General features: G+C 63.0%; 15 protein-coding genes. 2 read left to right on the forward strand and 13 right to left on the reverse strand.

What is annotated here, in order from left to right; all coding sequences use genetic code 11:
- Positions 1-28 precede the first annotated feature (28 nt).
- The 13 genes from QXZ94_RS00090 to QXZ94_RS00150 all read right to left on the reverse strand — a co-directional run bounded on the left by QXZ94_RS00090 (position 29) and on the right by QXZ94_RS00150 (position 13,837).
- A complete protein-coding gene (locus tag QXZ94_RS00090) occupies positions 29-1,612 on the reverse strand; it encodes an NAD(P)/FAD-dependent oxidoreductase (RefSeq protein ID WP_315718691.1) in 1,584 nt (527 codons plus the stop codon).
- An 18-nt stretch (positions 1,613-1,630) separates the two neighbouring features.
- A complete protein-coding gene (locus QXZ94_RS00095) occupies positions 1,631-3,076 on the reverse strand; it encodes an aldehyde dehydrogenase family protein (RefSeq protein WP_315725988.1) in 1,446 nt (481 codons plus the stop codon).
- 387 nt (positions 3,077-3,463) lie between these two features.
- Positions 3,464-4,468: an amidohydrolase family protein gene (locus QXZ94_RS00100; RefSeq protein ID WP_315718692.1), complete on the reverse strand. Its 1,005-nt coding sequence runs from the start codon at positions 4,466-4,468 to the stop codon at positions 3,464-3,466.
- A gap of 28 nt (positions 4,469-4,496) precedes the next feature.
- Complete coding sequence (locus QXZ94_RS00105; protein WP_315718693.1) at positions 4,497-6,017, reverse strand: ATP-binding cassette domain-containing protein; 1,521 nt, start codon at positions 6,015-6,017, stop codon at positions 4,497-4,499.
- A complete protein-coding gene (locus tag QXZ94_RS00110) occupies positions 6,014-6,994 on the reverse strand; it encodes a branched-chain amino acid ABC transporter permease (protein WP_315718694.1) in 981 nt (326 codons plus the stop codon). The genes QXZ94_RS00105 and QXZ94_RS00110 overlap by 4 nt, the downstream gene beginning before the upstream one ends.
- Complete coding sequence (locus QXZ94_RS00115) at positions 6,991-7,863, reverse strand: branched-chain amino acid ABC transporter permease (protein ID WP_315718695.1); 873 nt, start codon at positions 7,861-7,863, stop codon at positions 6,991-6,993. The genes QXZ94_RS00110 and QXZ94_RS00115 overlap by 4 nt, the downstream gene beginning before the upstream one ends.
- A 64-nt stretch (positions 7,864-7,927) precedes the next feature.
- Positions 7,928-9,157, reverse strand: a complete 1,230-nt coding sequence (locus tag QXZ94_RS00120; RefSeq protein ID WP_315718696.1) for an amino acid ABC transporter substrate-binding protein — start codon at positions 9,155-9,157, stop codon at positions 7,928-7,930.
- An 82-nt stretch (positions 9,158-9,239) separates the two neighbouring features.
- Complete coding sequence (locus QXZ94_RS00125) at positions 9,240-9,902, reverse strand: DAPG hydrolase family protein (RefSeq protein ID WP_315718697.1); 663 nt, start codon at positions 9,900-9,902, stop codon at positions 9,240-9,242.
- A gap of 68 nt (positions 9,903-9,970) precedes the next feature.
- Positions 9,971-10,810, reverse strand: a complete 840-nt coding sequence (locus QXZ94_RS00130) for a 3-keto-5-aminohexanoate cleavage protein (RefSeq protein ID WP_315718698.1) — start codon at positions 10,808-10,810, stop codon at positions 9,971-9,973.
- A gap of 51 nt (positions 10,811-10,861) precedes the next feature.
- Positions 10,862-11,806 carry a 3-hydroxyacyl-CoA dehydrogenase family protein gene (locus QXZ94_RS00135; protein WP_315718699.1) on the reverse strand — a complete coding sequence of 315 codons (945 nt, stop codon included), beginning with the start codon at positions 11,804-11,806 and terminating at the stop codon, positions 10,862-10,864.
- A gap of 35 nt (positions 11,807-11,841) precedes the next feature.
- On the reverse strand, positions 11,842-12,651 hold the full coding sequence (locus QXZ94_RS00140) for an SDR family NAD(P)-dependent oxidoreductase (protein ID WP_315718700.1): 810 nt from the start codon (positions 12,649-12,651) through the stop codon (positions 11,842-11,844).
- Entirely contained in the window at positions 12,648-12,998 is a 351-nt protein-coding gene (locus tag QXZ94_RS00145; protein WP_315718701.1) for a cupin domain-containing protein, read from the reverse strand. Before QXZ94_RS00145 ends, QXZ94_RS00140 begins: the two co-directional genes overlap by 4 nt.
- The gene (locus tag QXZ94_RS00150; RefSeq protein WP_315718702.1) at positions 12,998-13,837 is read right to left on the reverse strand and encodes a cyclase family protein; all 840 of its coding nucleotides are present in this window, start codon (positions 13,835-13,837) and stop codon (positions 12,998-13,000) included. The genes QXZ94_RS00145 and QXZ94_RS00150 overlap by 1 nt, the downstream gene beginning before the upstream one ends.
- A gap of 263 nt (positions 13,838-14,100) precedes the next feature.
- Between QXZ94_RS00150 and QXZ94_RS00155 the strand changes: the two genes are divergently transcribed.
- Together QXZ94_RS00155 and QXZ94_RS00160 are read left to right on the forward strand one after the other, a co-directional pair.
- Positions 14,101-14,904, forward strand: a complete 804-nt coding sequence (locus QXZ94_RS00155) for an IclR family transcriptional regulator (protein ID WP_315718703.1) — start codon at positions 14,101-14,103, stop codon at positions 14,902-14,904.
- A gap of 196 nt (positions 14,905-15,100) precedes the next feature.
- The gene (locus tag QXZ94_RS00160; RefSeq protein ID WP_315718704.1) at positions 15,101-16,060 is read left to right on the forward strand and encodes a TRAP transporter substrate-binding protein; all 960 of its coding nucleotides are present in this window, start codon (positions 15,101-15,103) and stop codon (positions 16,058-16,060) included.
- Positions 16,061-16,099 lie beyond the last annotated feature (39 nt).

Here is a 16,099-nt window from a genome sequence, read left to right on the forward strand (position 1 = left end):
CCCTTCCGGTGTGAAGATCCGCATCGCCTCACCCGATCAAGCTGTCGAAGTTGATCTTCAGATCCTGGCAGGCCCTGATGGCGGTCGCTCGGCCGGCACCGCTGACGCTCGAGACGTTGATCGCGGTCCCCGTGAGATAGAGGTTCTCAATGCCGGGTATCTTCAGTTTCGCGAGCTCGGGATTGGGACGGTGGCCGCCGATCTGGTGCAGATATTCGCCGGCCCCGCTGACGTCGCCCTTCTGGAACATCGATGAATGCCGTGACACTTCCAATGGCGTATCGAACCGGCGGCCGATGATGTTCTCATGGGTGACGTTGGGCGCATATTCGCGGTAACGCTCCAGCAGCCAGTCGCCGATTTCCCATTGGCGCTCATCCCAGGATGCCGCACCGGTCCGCAGGTCGAACGGACCGAAGCCATAGACGGTGATCGCGGCCTTGCCCGGGGGACATTGGGTCTCATCGAACTGGCACTGCATATGCGAGGCAAGAATGGTGTCGGTCGATCCTTCGCTCCACATGTCGCCGTAGCGATAATTGTCGAAGACGCGCAGGAATCGCTCAAGCGTGGGCGGTGCATAATTGGCGAGGATCACCCGGCCGGCCTCGGCGCCGGCCTTGTATTTCGGGGGGTCGTTAAGCGCGAGATGCTGGGGCATGATGGAGAAGGCGCCGGTTTTGACTCGCCTGGCGCGGGCGACGACATCCGGTGCCACTTTCTCGACCATATCGCCGATCAGCCAAGGATGAATTTGACCGACAACGGCGACACGCGCCTTGATCTCTTCGCCGGACGCCAGACGGACCGAGGTGGCGCGGCCGTTTTGGACCAGTACCTTTTCGACCGGTGCTTCCGTCCGAAGCTCCGCGCCATGATCTTCAAGGCAGGCGACCAATGCGTCGACCAGCGCGCCGCTGCCGCCGACCGGGACGCCGATCGGATAGGTGTGAACCATCCCAGGCATGGTGTAGAGGATGAACCCGGTGCCCATGTCCTCCGGCGCGGTCAGCGTCTCCGCGGCGAACTTGAGCAGATGAATGATCAGCTTGTCGCTCTCGAACCATTCGCGGCAGATGTCGAGCTTGCTCATCTGCAGAGCGCGGAAAATCTCCTGTCCCTCCACGCTCTGGTCGAGCAGGGCGTAAAACGGTCCTTGCTGCGGCGCCGGCGTGAACAGGCTCTGCGTCACCATCGGCACGATCTTCATGCTCATCGCCGCAAAGCGGCGGTACGCCTCGGCGTCTCTGGGCGAGATCCTGGCAATGCTCTCGCAGGTCCGGTCGACATCCTTGTAGGTAATGAGCGCGGAGCCATCCTCGAACATCGTCGAATAGACGGCGTCCGGGTAAAGATATTTCAGGCCGTATTTGGACTGAAGCTTCAACTCGTCATTCCTGATCAGCGGATTGGCCTGGATGTTGACGTGCAACGACGAATGCAGGTCGAACTTGAAGCCGGGCGCCAGGATCTCCTTGGTCACCACGCCGCCGCCGAGCCAGTCATTCTTTTCCAGCACAAGCACGCTCAGGCCTGCCTTGGCCAGATAGGCTGCGGTCGTCAGGCCGTTATGGCCGGACCCGACGACCACGATGTCGTAGCTCTTGGACATTGGATGTTCCTCGCGAGCTCAGATCGGATAGTGCTGGTTGGGATCCTCGACGGAGATCCACTGCACGTCGGTGAATTCGTGGATACCCGGGGCACCGCCGAACCGGCCATATCCGCTTGCCTTCATGCCGCCGAGCGGCATCTGAGCTTCGTCATTGACGGTCGGTCCGTTGATATGGCAGCAGCCGAAATCGAGCCGCTGCGCGATCACCATCGCGAGACCGACATCCCTGGTGAAGATCGCGGAGGAAAGACCATACTCGGTGTCGTTGGCCACACGGATGGCATCCTCGACGTCATTGACGCGCACAATCGTCGTGACCGGTCCAAAGGACTCCTCGTAGTAGATGTCCATGCCGGGACTGACGTGATCGAGCAGCGCCGCATTCATCAACGCGCCGTCCGCTTCGCCGCCGGCAAGCAGCTTTGCGCCTTTTCCAACAGCGTCCGCGATCAGGGCCTGCACGCGATGAACGGACTGGACGGAGATCAATCCGCCGAGCGGAACATCGCTGGTCAACGGATTGCCTGCGACCAGAGTCTTGGCCTTCGCCGCGAGCTTGCCGGCGAACTCGTCGGCGACGGCTTGATCGACAACCACGCGCTCGGTCGACATGCAGATCTGACCCTGGTGCATGTAAGCGCCGAACGCTGTCGCTGCGACCGCGGCGTCGATATCAGCATCTCTCAACACCAGAATCGGAGCTTTGCCACCGAGCTCGAGCAGTGCCGGCTTCAGATAGCGGGCACAAGTCTCGGCGACGATCCTGCCCGTTCGCGTCGAACCGGTGAAGTTGACGCGACGGACGGCCGGATGAGCGATCATCGCCTCGGCGACAGCTCCGGCATCCTGCGGCTTGTGAGTGATGAAGTTGAGGACGCCCGGCGGTAGCCCCGCATCGTGCATGACCTGCGCGAGCTTGAACTGGGTCCCGGGACTAAGCTCGGAGGCCTTGAGAACGACCGTGTTGCCGCAAGCAATGGCCGTGCAGAACGCGCGCACGGCCAGGATCACGGGTGCATTCCACGGCGCAATAGCCAACACCACGCCAGCCGGGCGTCGTACCGCCATCGAGAACATTCCCGGCTTGTTGCTCGGAATGATCTCTCCCTTCACCTGGGTGGTAAGACCGGCGGCTTCCTGCAACATGCCGGCGGCAAGTTTCGCGTTGAAGACATACCAGGGCTTCGAGGCTCCGGTCTCGCCGATCATGACGTCCCTGAACTCGTCAGTGCGCGCTTCGAGCAAAGCGGCAGCTCGTAGGAGAATGTCGCGCCTGGCGGCGGGGGCCGTCGCGGCCCAGGCGGGAAAAGCCGCCGCGCAGGACACCACCGCCTCGACGGCCTGTTCGGATGTCGCTGCGGCTGCTTCCGTGACCAGATCGCCGCTGATGGGGCTGCGCCGTTCGAACCGTCCGGCGGCGCCCGGCCGCTCCACGCCGTCGATGATCAATGATGCCTCGATCATGCATTCCTCCCCAAAGCCGTAGGATGCCCTGGTTCGGTCACCGGGGGCCGCGTCTATTGTTTTTGAGAGTAGTCTCGAAATTGTCCGGCTGTCAAACCGAACGTCGCGTGAAACGAAGAGAGCGGTCCGGATCTGTGCTCCGAAGAGGCGGCAGAGGGCTGCCGCACTGCGAGACGGATATGTATCGACAACGTCGATCCATATCCTCGAAAGAACTTAGCGACGGTTCGGACGTTCAATCGCTCATCGAGCGCGACGGAAATGTGGCTCCAGCACCAGCACCAGCAGCAGGTTCAGGTCCATTCGATGGCGTCGCCAAGGCCCGCCGCTGAGGACGTTGCATCGCGCGACATGTCTCGCCGGTCGGCGGCCGGCCGAGCTGCGTCAGGACAGCGCAAACAGGCGCTCGGCGTTCTGGTATGCAATTAGTTCGCGCTCGCGCTGCGTGAGCGCAGCTTCGTCAAGGAAGCGAACGGCTTCGGCATCATCCTCGTAAGGAAAATCGGCGGCGAACAGGATGCGTTCAGCGCCGAGCACGTCGATCGAGAGGCGAAGTGCGGGCATCGAAGTGACGCCGGCCGTGGTGATCACGAAGTTGTCCAGGAAATATTCGCTCGGAAGTCGGGGCAGTTGTTCGACGGCGCCGATTTTCACCTGCAGCAGATAGCGGTTGTCGATGCGCTGCAGCCAGAACGGGATGCCTTCGCCCATATGGCCAAGAATGATCTTGAGCTTCGGATAGCGGGCAAAGGTGCCGGACATGATCAGCCGCATGGCGTGCAGTCCGGTCTCCGCCGCAAAGCCCCAGCCGGCGAAATACAGGCCATAGTCGAGAAACGGCTGGACCATTCCGGGTCCAGGTTCCCGCGGGTGCAAGTACATCGGCAGGCCGGTTGCCTCCATCGCCTCGAAGATCGGGGCGTAGCGGGACGCATCGAGATATTCGCCGAACGTGTGGGAATTGACGATCAGGCCGCGCAGGCCGAGCGCCTTGATCCGTTCGATCTCGCGCGCGGCAGCAACCGGATCCTGGGGCGCAATGGCGCCCAGCCCGGCCAGCCTTGTCGGTGCAGCGCGCACTGCTTCAGCTAGCGCATCGTTGGCTTCGGCGGCGAGCCGTACCGCGAGATCCGGTGCGAACACCTGGACGCCTGGGGACGTCAAGGAGAGCACCTGGACGTCGATACCGACTTTGTCCATATGGGCGATCCGGCCCTTGCCGATATCGATCAGGCGTCCGTGCAGCAGCGCGTTGCCGGGCGTGTCGGCCAGGATGCTTTCGCCCATCTTGGCAAAGCCCGGCTCGACGTCGGAGCGCGCCAGCACCTTCTTCCATTCCGCGGCGATCTCGGCGGTGACGAAGGCTTCCTCGACCGCAATCTTCTTCATGTCGATCTCCCTTGCGGCCGTCGGCCGCTCACTCTTCAGTCCCGAAGTAAAGATGACGCAGCCGCTCGTCCGCACGCAGGACGGCAGGCGGCCCGGATAGGGTAATCCGTCCCTTGTTGATGATATGCGCGACGTCGGCAAGGTCGAGCGCGCGCTCGATATCCTGCTCCACCACGAGCATGGTGAGGCCCTCGCGCTTGAGCTCGGCGAGTGCCGCGTACAGGCGGTCCATCATGACCGGTGCGAGGCCCAGGCTGATTTCGTCGAAGATGACGAGCCGCGGCTTGGCCATCAGCGCGCGACCGATCGCCAATGTCTGCTGCTGGCCGCCGGACATCGAGGTGCCCGGCGCGTTGCGGCGATCGGCGAGCACCGGAAACAGGGCGTAGACGTGCGCCAGACGCGCCTTGCGCTCCGCTGCATCGGCGCGGCGTGCGGCGACCAGTAGATTTTCCTCAACCGACAGCGAGCTGAAGATGCGCCGCCCCTCCATGCAATGGGCGAGGCCGCGTGTCGCCACCGCATGCGCCGGCAAGCGTGTGATGTCCTCGCCGTCAAATCGGATCCGGCCGGCGGTGACCGGCAAGGCGCGGCTGATGACATGGGCGACAGTGGTCTTGCCGGCACCATTGCTGCCGAGAATCCCGACGACCTGGCCCTGCATGACCGACAGGCTGAAGTCATGGAGCACGCGGGCTTGGCCGTAGTCCGCGGACACGCCATCAAGTGCGAGCAGCGGCTCGGTGCTTGCCGTCGACGAAACGACATCGACGCGCGGTGCGACTGAAGTGGAGGTCCTGGCCGCGGCGCCATGGCTGGTGCCGAGATAGATTGCAGCGACCTCGTCGCTCCCCAGCACGTCGGTCGTCGGCCCCCTGGCAAGGACCTTGCCGAAGTTGATGACCATGAGGTCCTCGCAGCATTCCTTCACGATCCGGATCACATGTTCGATGATGATGATCGAGCGTTCCGCGTCCCTCAGCGACTGGATCAGGGCGATCAATTCGCTGACTTCGCTGTCGATGAGACCGGCACCGACCTCGTCGAGCAGAAGCAGTTTGGGCTTGAGCGCAAGGGCGCGGGCGACTTCGAGGCGCTTGCGCCGCAGCAGCGGCAGATCGCGCGCCGTGACGTGTGCAGCATCGCCGAGGCCGCAGCGATCGAGGATCTCGCGCCGTTCAGCGGCGGCGGTGCCCGAGGCGATGAAGGGAGACAGCGAGAATTGCGCGACGGCCAGATTTTCTTCAACGGTCATGTCGAGGAAGGGGCGAGGAATCTGATAGGTCCGGCCAATGCCGCTGCGCGCCCGCTCGGAAGCGGGCAGGCTGGTGATGTCGTGGCCGTCGAAATGGATTCGTCCTGCGCTTGCGGAAATGGCGCCGCCGAGCAGCCCTATCAGGGTCGACTTGCCGGCGCCGTTCGGCCCGATGACGCCGAGCACGCGGCCCTTGTCGAGGCGGATATCGAGGCTTTCGACTGCGACAAGGCCGCCATAGCGCTTGCCGAGGCCGACGGCGTCGAGCAGGGGAGGCGCGTCAGCGGCAATCATGAGCTCGCAACCTTGGTGAGGCCGGCACGCCGAAGCGCGGTTTCCAGCAAGCCGCAAAGTCCGCGTGGGGCACAACGGATCAGGATGATGAGAATGGCCCCGGTGATCGCGACATGAAGCTCGGGATAATCGGCGAGCAGCTCGCCGATCGCGACGAAGAAGATCGCGCCGACGATGGCGCCGAAGCGCATGCCGAGGCCGCCGATGATCACGATTGCGAGCGGATCGACCGACCATTGCAGGCCGAAGCTGCCATAGGGCTCGATGGCGCCGAGCTTGATCGCCTGGAGGCCGCCCGCGATCGCGATCAATGCGCTGGCGACCATGAGAGCCGCGAGCTTCACCCGGAATGCGCGCACGCCGACTTGGCTTGCGGCGTCCTCGTCGTCGCGCACCGCTCGCAGCAGCACTGAGAACCGCGAGCCCGTGGCCAAGGTCATGACCAGGGAGGTGACGACGAGCAGCAGAGCGGCGTCCCGAAACAGCTCCGCGATTTCGGGCAAGTCGGCTCTGACGAACAGGCCGGAAGCACCGCCGAACCAGGGCACGTTGACGACGAGCAGCCGCAGCGCTTCGGCGAGCGCCAGGGTCCCGACGGTGAAATAGAGCCCGCGCAGTCGAAACAGACCGCGCGACATCACAAGCGCCAGCGCCATAGCCACAAGCGCCGAGGCAGCCAGCGCCAAGCCGATGCCGCTATCCGTGTGATTGAGCAGCCCGACCGTGACATAGGCGCCGAGGCCGAAGAAGGAGGAACTGCCCAGCGACACCAGCCCGCAATAACCGGCGAGCAGATTCCACGCTTCCGCCAGCACGATATAGAGCAGCAGCTTGAATCCGATCTCGACGAAATAGGCCGGAAGAAACGAAGGCGCCGCCATCAGCGCCGCGAAGGAGATGCCGGCAACCGTGACGCGGACGAACGGGTGATACAGCAACAGGCTGCGTTCGGGGACGGACGTTGTCAGCACGGTCATGCGCGGCTCCCGAGGAAGCCTTGCGGCCTGAGCTGCAGCATCGCCAGGAACAGCACGAGGCCGACGAGGTCGCGATAGCCGTCGCCGAGGGTGAGCCCGCCGACGCTCTGCAGCACCCCGAGCACGATGCCTCCGACCAGCGTCCCCAGCACGTTGCCGAGCCCGCCAAGCACGATCACCGCGAAATCCGTCAGCAGATAGGTGGCCCCGCTGGTCGGCGTGAACGACAACGCCACACCGATCAGCGTGCCGCCGATTCCCGCACAGGCGGTGCCGAGGCAGAAGGTCAGGGCGTAGACCCGGTTGACATTGATGCCGATGATCGCAGCGGCCAGGGGCTGGTCGGCGCTCGCGCGCAACTCGCTGCCGAACCGGCTGCGCGCGATCAACACATGCACGGCCATGATCAGTGCGACCGAGATGGCAAAGCCGATTGCATAGATCTGCGGCACGCTGATTGGGCCGAGCGTCAGGGGAACTGTGGCGTAGTCCCGCTCGATGGCGCGGGTATCGGCGCTGAACAGCAGCACGAACAGGTTCTGCAGGATGATCGAGAGACCGAACATGGTCATCATCGCTGCTTCGGATCCCTTGCCGGCGAGCGGCGCCAGCAGGAAGCGATAGATCGGATACCCGATCAGCGCGAGAATGAGGCCGATCAGCAGGAGTCCAACGAGCGGATCGATGCCGGTTCGTTGCAGCAGAAAGAGACCGGCGTAGGCACCCGCAACGAGGAATTCGCCATGCGCGAGGTTCACCAGACGCATGACGCCCAGGATGATCGAGAGGCCGAGCGCCGTCAGCGCCAGCATGCCGCCGAGCAGCAGGCCAGAGATCAGTGCATTGACGATCACATCGAGACCGGGCATTCGCGTTCGCTCCGCATGAGATCATTGAAGGCCGGCGCGATCGGCGCCGGCCTTCGGTCTGCGGTCAAGGCACGGGGAACAGGATCTTGCCGGTGGCGCGGTCCGCCGGCCAGACGATGCTCGTCTTGCCGCCCTGCCATTGCAGCATCGCCAGCGGCAGCTTGGCGGTATGGCTCTCGTCGAACTTGATGGGCCCGACCACATAGGTCTTGTCGGTCTTGGCTACCGCGGCATTTATCTTTTCGGGATCGAGCGAGCCGGCTGACGCGATCGCGTCGAGCAGGATCTGCGCCGCCGCATAACTGTCGGCGATGTGCTGGCTGAAGGTGAGCTTGGTCTCGCTTTCGAACGCGGTCGCGAGATCCTTGGCACCGGGATAGGGGAAGCTTGGATCCCAGTAGCCGCCAACCAGAACGCCGTCGGCGAGCTTGCCGAGCGCTTCGGCGAACTGCACCGGCTCGGCGCCTTTTTCGATGACGAGTAGCTTGGGTGCATAGCCTGCCGAGGCAATCTGCTTGCGGATCGAGACCGCTTGCGGCGTGATGGCATCGACCAGCACGACCTCTGCGCCCTTTGCTTTCGCCTCCGCAACGAGCGAGGTGAACTGGGTATTGTCGACCGGGAATGATGCGTTCTGTACGACCTCGTAGCCGGCGGCCTTGGCCATCTGCGGCCACAGCGTGCCGCCGACGACTTGGCCGTCCGGACCGTTGTCGTGGAAGATCGCGACCTTCTTGTTGGTCTCGAGCTTGAGATCGTCCAGCACCTTGAACGGAATCGCCGCGAGCTCGGGCTCGTGGAAGAACAGATCCCAGGCGTAATTCCATTTGCGAACCGACTTGAACGCTTCGAGCGGATTGCAGCCGGTGACCAGCGGGATCTTCTTGCGTTCGGCGACCAGCGCCCCGGCATTGACCAATGCCGGAGTGCAGGAGCCGAGCAGGGCTCGCGCCTGATCGCGCGACAGCAGGCTCTCCGTATTGGCCGCTGTGACATTGGGATCGGTCTTGTCGTCACGCAGCACGAGTCTAACCGGCATCTTCCTGCCGTCGATGGTGATGCCGCCGGCCTTGTTGACCTCGTCGACCGCCCGGCTGTAGCCCCACTTCTGGAAGCTGCCGAAACCGGCGAGCGGTCCGCTCAGCGGGATCGACGCGCCGATGACGATTTCATCTGCGGCTTCGGCCGATGTTGCGGTCCAGGCTGCTGCGATCGCGAGCAGCGCGACGGGAAGAAGTCGCTTCAAAACGGGAAGCGGCGCTGATAACGCCGCCTGCGACGTGCGAGTTGCCATGTTTTCCTCCATGATGGGTGAGGCCGTTTCGCCTCATTTTATTGACGGTCGCTCCGTCGGGCCGGAGCGTTCCGCAGACGCGTCAGAACCCGTTGTCGCCGGTGTAGCGCCGGTACAGCACCGGCAGGATCTCGGCGAGATAGCCCATCTCCTCGGTGGCGTGCTGATGCAGGCGACGGGCAAAATCGTCATTGAGCTGACGCTTGCGCCCTTCGACCGCGATGTGCTCAGGCACCGGCTCGCGTGTCTTCTTGTTGGCGAGAATGCCGAGCCAGAACCGCGAGCGCATCTCGCAGCCATAATCGGTGTCGCGCACGAAGTGGCACATCCGGCCGACATGGACGGGCGCGTCCTGATCGCCGATCCGCGCGCACACCGCGACCGCGCCGGAGGCGTCATAGCGCGCAGCGTCGAAGATCTCGTGCGGATGATGGAAGTCGATGGTCAGGTCATAGACGGGGCCCGTGGGACCCGCGAGATATTCGCTGACCACGTGAGAGGCGCCGATGTAATTACCGTCGACCCGGTTGAGCCAGGCGCTCGCGACGTGATCGCGCGGATGCCAGAGCTTGTATTGTTTGATGCCGCCGAGCCAGCCGAACCACCAATGGACCATCTTGGCACGGCAGCCCGGCATGCGGGTCAAGGCGGCGACCAGTTTCTTGCCGCCGGTGAGGTCCTTATACCCCGACTCGAACGGAAGATAGCCGGGATCAAGCAGCTGATTGCAGTCCTCGAATTCCACCGTTTCCTCCCGATGTCGTTATCGTCGATCTTGCTTATGGTCTTCGTCTCAAGCGCAAGATGCCACGGCTATGCGGCGTGAGATGGTCGCCCCGAAAGGTTGAGAATCTCCCGCGCGCCGGGTGCGGTTGCAACGCTCCCGTTTGCCTCGCGTACGAGACGTGCGGCACGGGCGACAAACTCAGCATTGTTCTTGGCAAGGCGGCCCTTGGCGTAGAGGACGTTGTCCTCCATGCCGACCCTGATATGGCCCCCTAGCGAAAGGGTCGCGAACAAGATTGGCAGATGGCCAGCACCGATTCCGAAAGCCGACCATTGCGCGTGAGGTGGCAAGAGGCTCTTGAGGAACACAAGGTTTTCGACCGTAGCGGCTATGCCTCCGGCTGCGCCCAGTACGAACTGAAAATAGCCGGGCCCTCGCAATACGTTTTTCTTCATGTAGTGGATGGCGTTGTAGAGCATGCCCGGATCGAATACCTCGATCTCCGGCCTGACGCCGTTCTCGTTCATGACGCCAGCAAGCCTCTCAAGGAAGGCCGGATGATTGATGAACAGTGTCGAATGCATCCAATTCATAGAGCCTGCGTCAAAGGAAGCTAGCTCGGGCTTCAGCTCGATCAAATGCGCCATGCGGGTCTCATCAGTCGCATTCAGATCGCCGGACGTGGTGAGGTTCAGCACGATGTCGCAGCGTTGGCGGATGCGTCCGACGGTCTCGATAAATCGGCCTTTGTCCATCGTGCCCTTGCCGGCATCGTCGCGCATATGCAAATGCGCGATGGCTGCGCCTGCCTGCCAGCATTCATAGACGTCCTCGGCGATTTCGCGCGGCGTCAGCGGAACCGCGGGATTATGTTCCTTGGTGGGCCAGGCGCCGGTTGGTGCGACGGTGATGATGGTATCGGACATGGGGCGTTCCTCTTATTTAGGCGGCCCGCGTCTTTGCGCGTCCTGCAATCGTCAGGGATAGGTACGTGATGCCTTCAGTTGCGTGATCAGCCGGCCGAGAAATGCGCGGCGCACCGCTGAGGTCGATGACGGGTCGTATCGATAGAAACCTTCGCCGCTCTTCACGCCGAGCTTGCCTTCGGCCACCTTGCGGCGCAGCAGGGGGCTCGCCTGTTTTGAAGCATCCATGACGGCGAGCAGATTGTCGCCGACCGTGAGCCAGATATCGAGGCCGCCGAAATCGGAGACTTCGAGCTGGCCGGTCGTGGCATAGCGAAAAGCCGGACCAAATTTCAGCGCGGTGTCGATGTCGGCGGCATCGGCGACGCCCTGCTCGATCAACGAGAACACCTCGCGTGCGATCGCCTGCTGAATGCGATTGGCGATCAGGCCGGGGACGTCCTTCGCCACCTTGGCGACGCGCTTGCCGATCTGACGATGCAGGGCTTCGACCTCTTCGAGCAGATCGGAAGGCATGTTGCCGAAGGCGGAGATCTCGACGAGCGGCATCAGCAGCGGCGGATTGTACCAATGCGTCACCAGGGTGCGGACCTGTCGCGTTTCCGGCAAGGCCGCGATCATCGGCCCAAGCGGCAGGCTCGACGTGTTGGTGGCGAAGATGGCATCAGCTGGCGCCAGAGCGTCGATCTCTGCCAACAGCGCCTGCTTCAGCTCCATCTTCTCGGGCGCGGCCTCCACGATGAAGTCGCGGTCTTGCACCGCCGGCGCCAGTGCTTTGAACAGAGCGATACGATCGGAGGCGGCTCCAGCCGTGTCCGCATCGACAAAATTCTCATCTACCAGAAGGCGAAAGCCGTCCGCGATCTCGGACCTGATGGTTGCACGCTGTGCGGCCGAAGGTTCGACCAGATTCACCGAAAAACCGTGCAGCGCAAAGCAGGCCGCGATCCCGCGCCCCATCGTGCCGCCACCGATGACGCCAATCCGCTGCAACATGCCTTTCTCCAGATGTTAGGAGCTAGGCGGCGGGATCATCCCGCCGTATAGCCGCCGTCGGCGTCGAGGATGTGGCCGGTGTAGAAATCCGACGCCTTCGAGACCAGGAAGAGCAGGGGACCTGCGAGATCCTGCGGCTCGCCCAGTCGTCCCTTGGGGACGCGGGCGAGGAAACCCTTGCGGACCTCGCGCGCCCGCTCGGTGTCCTCGAACATCCAGGCCGTCAGCGGCGAGCGGAAGACCGTCGGCGCGATCGCATTGACGGTGATGCCGGTATCGCCCCATTCACAGCCCAGCGCACGGGTGATGCCGTCGATCGCCGATTTCGAGGCGCAATAGGCCGAATAGCCGGCGGGATGGCCGAGCTTTCCGCGCGCCGATGACATCAGCACGATCTTGCCGCCACGGCCCTGCGCCAGCATCTGCTTGCCGACCGCCTTGGCCATCAGCCAGGACTGCGTGACATTGGCGTCCATCACGTCGAGGAAACGATCCGCCGCCATGTCGACGATCTTCGATACGTCGTTCTTGCCGGAGGCGACGACGAGGATATCGACGCCGCCGAACGCCGCGACGGTCTTCGCAACGATATCGTCGCAGATCTTCTCATCAGTTGGGCGCGCCTGGATGCTCAGCGTCTCGGCTCCGAGCGCCCTGGCGTCGGCGGCCGTCTGCTCCAGCGCTTCGAGATTGCCGGCGACCGCAGCGACCTTGGCGCCGGCACCGGCCAGCACCTGCACGGCCAGCGCGCCAAACGCACCTGAGGCGCCGGTCACGATCGCGACCTTGCCGCTGATGTCGAACAGAGACAGGGGATTTTTCAGGAAGTTTGCGCTCTCGCTCATGGTGTGACACCCGGCGGATAGGGGATGACGACCAGCATCGTGCAGACATCATTGCGACGATTGACGATCTCGCGAATCTCGTTCGGTGCGATGGTGCAGCTGTCGTAAGGCCCGAGCACGGTCTCCTTCCCGTCGACCATCACCGTCATCTCGCCGGCAAGGACGACATAGACCTTCTCGAACGGCGTCGAGTCCGGACCGGCGCCGCCGCCTGGCAGGAATTGCGAGAGGCCGACCCATTGGTTGGTCGGGCCGCCCGGCTCAAAGCCCTGCAGCCGCAAGCCAACCACGCCGCGGTGATTGGGCGCGTCATAGGGCTTGGCTTCATGGAAGCGTTTCACACGCATCAGAACGCCTCGCCCTTCTCGATGCGGTAAGCTTGGTTCGGATCGGTGATGGCAACCAAGCGGATGATGCAGCCGTCGCCACGATCCCAATTCCAGGGGAAGAACGCGAATGTGCAGCGCTTGCCGGTGACCTCGTCGAGATCGCCGCCGACATTCTCGATGCCGAGGATGCCATGCTTGAACAGCTTGTTGTGCACCGGCTCCCATTCCGGAAAGTCCTCGGTCCAGTCGCGACCGCCCGACCAGGCACGATATTCCTCCCTCAGATGCGGCAGCAGCGGGCCATTGCGATGCTGGCCGATCGCGGTGGCGAGCGGGTGATCATTGGCCTGGGTGTCGTGACCGACGACCTTCACCTGCTTGTCGACCATCCAATCCGCCGCTGACGGGACCAGCCCCGGGCAATAGGCGAAATAATCGCCGTCCTCATAGACCTTGTGCCAACCGGTATTGATGATCAGAACGTCGTGCGGGCGGATGGCATGGCCACAGGCCTTTTCCAGATCATCTGCGGTGATGGATTCCCATTTCTTCTTCGGCAGCGAGACGACGAGGCCCGAGCCGAAGAAATGCGGCAGCGGCACTTCGTCGATGAAAGGCGTGCCCTGCACGACGTGGGCCGGCGCATCGATATGCGTCGTTGAATGCATCGAGGTCGTGATGCGTTGCGACAGCACGCCAGACTTCGCCATGTAGTGGATGCGCTCGATCTTGACGTCTTCGAAATAGGGCCAGTTCGGGCACTGGAAACCCCAGCGATGGGAGAGATTGGTGAACCTCAGGCCCATGGCGTTGTCGGTATTGCTCTGAAAATCGATGCCCCGAATCTTGATGGACATGCGCATCCTTCCCTTCTGAAGTTGTTCTTGCTGGAGGCAAGCGATCGCACTTGCCCCACGTTGCGATACACATGTACCATATCATGGAAAACGTCAACCGAAATTCGGAATGGACAACGGTTCACGCGAGCCGGCTGCGTCCGTCAGTCAGGTGCATCGGTATGATCCGCGCACCCGGCATCGTCGGGCATCGGCCGCTGCGCTAAAGTGTTAGCAAGAGATTCCGATCTCATGATCGATCCAATGGAGAGGACAGGAGACTGATGTCGAAAGCCGCAGCGCGGGCGTTGAAAACGAGAGCCTCCGCGCCGCCACCGTCTGACGACCGTGGTGGCAATGGCATTCAAGTGCTGGCGCGAGCTGGCAGCATTCTGCGCACGCTGGAGAGCCATCCGAACGGTTTGAGCCTTGGCCAGATCGCGAAGTCGGTCGGGCTCGCTCGTTCGACGGTGCAACGAATCGTGGCGGCGCTGATGGCCGAGGACTTCGTCACGTCGAGCGGGCCTGGACAGGTCAGGATCGGCATGGGTCTGTTGCGGATCGCGGCTTCCATTGGTGCGAATTCCAGCGAGATAATCCGTCCGCACCTTCTGGCCTTGGGCGAGGAAGTTGGCGAAACCGTCGACCTGTCAGTTCTGTCGGGCGGCTCGGTGGTGTTCGTCGACCAGGTGCCGGGCCGGCGTCGACTCACGGCGCTGTCGGCCGTCGGCGAGCGCTTCCCGCTGCATTGCACCGCGAACGGCAAGGCGGTGCTGTCCTGCTTTTCACCTGAAGAAAGCGAGGAACTGATCGAGAAGAGCCTTGCTGAACATCCCGACTTTCCGCTGGCGAACCGCAGGCGCCTGATCGATGAACTCAACGACATCCGCCGCACCCATCTCGCCTATGATCTCGAAGAGCATGGTGCCGGCATCAGCGCGATCGGAACGGCCGTCATCGATCATTTTGGCCGCCCCGTCGCCGTATCGATTCCGGTGCCGACGCAGCGCTTTCTCGAAAACCGCGACGCCTTTGCCGAAAAGTTGCTCGGCTTCCGGCGGAGGGTGGAAGGCATTCTGTCGCGCTGATCGGTGCGAACGGGCCTTGCAGAGGCGACCGTGATGCGATACGGCTGAACCGGATAACAGTACAGCGACAGAAGGTGTCCGATCGAGACATCCGCGCTGCAGCACCGGGGCGAACAAGCTCCGGGCATTTGAGGGAAACGCCATGTTCACACGTCGTTCGGCTCTGCTTGGAGCCATCTCGGGGGCTGCGATTGGGATGGTCGGCTCACGGTCCGCAAGGGCAGAGCCCATCGGGCTGAAGGTCTCGCATTATCTGCCGCCCAACCACACCTTCCACCGCGAGCTGACAAAATGGGGCGAGAGCCTCGCCGAGCAGTCGCAGGGGCAGCTCACGCTCAATATCTTCCCGGCGTCACAGCTGGGGCCGGTCAACCGCCAATTCGATCTGGTGCGCAACGGTGTCGTGGACATCGCGGTTGGTCTCCATGGCGCTACCCCCGGCCGTTTCCCAATGGCAGATCTGGTGGCGCTGCCCTATTCGGGGCCGAAGGCCGGCAACAACAGCGCCGTGACGTCACGCAGGCTCACGGAATTGGCGCCGACCTATCTCTATCCAGAACATCCGGGCATGAAGGTGTTGTGGATGGCGGTGACCAATCCGCTCATGGTCCACACCAGCAAGCGTCCCCTCGCCAAGCTTGAAGATTTCAAGGGCTTGCGGGTGCGCTATGCCGGCGAACAGTTCGCCCAGATCATTCCGCTGCTCGGTGCAACGCCGCTCGCCGTGCCGCCGGCCGAGACGGCGGACAGCCTCTCCAAGGGCATCATCGATGCCGCCACATTTCCCTATGAAGCGTGCCAGAGCTTCGATCTGGGCACGGTGATCAAATACTCGCTGGAGCCAGGCGTCAGCACGGCGACCTTCGCGGTGGCCATGAATCCAAATAAGTTCAAGTCGCTGCCTGCCGATCTGCAACAGCTGATCGACAAGACCACGGGGCCTGCAATGGCCGAACGATTCGGCGCCGCGTTCGACGCCAGCGAGAAGGCGGGCCGTGCCTACATGACCGGCAAGGGCGTACAAATTTCGCAACTCGCCGACGCTGAGCTGTCCCGCGTGAAGGAGATTCTCGCGCCGCTGCGCGACAAGGCCCTCGGCGAGCTCGAAAAGGCAGGCAAGCCGGGCAAGGCGTTTCTCGACGCCTACACGGCCTGACGCGGAAGCCACCTGACACCTGCCGGAAGCCCGGCAGGG

Origin of the sequence: Bradyrhizobium sp. SZCCHNS2022, assembly GCF_032377575.1 — a bacterium.
Classification (GTDB): Bacteria; Pseudomonadota; Alphaproteobacteria; order Rhizobiales; family Xanthobacteraceae; genus Bradyrhizobium; species Bradyrhizobium aeschynomenes.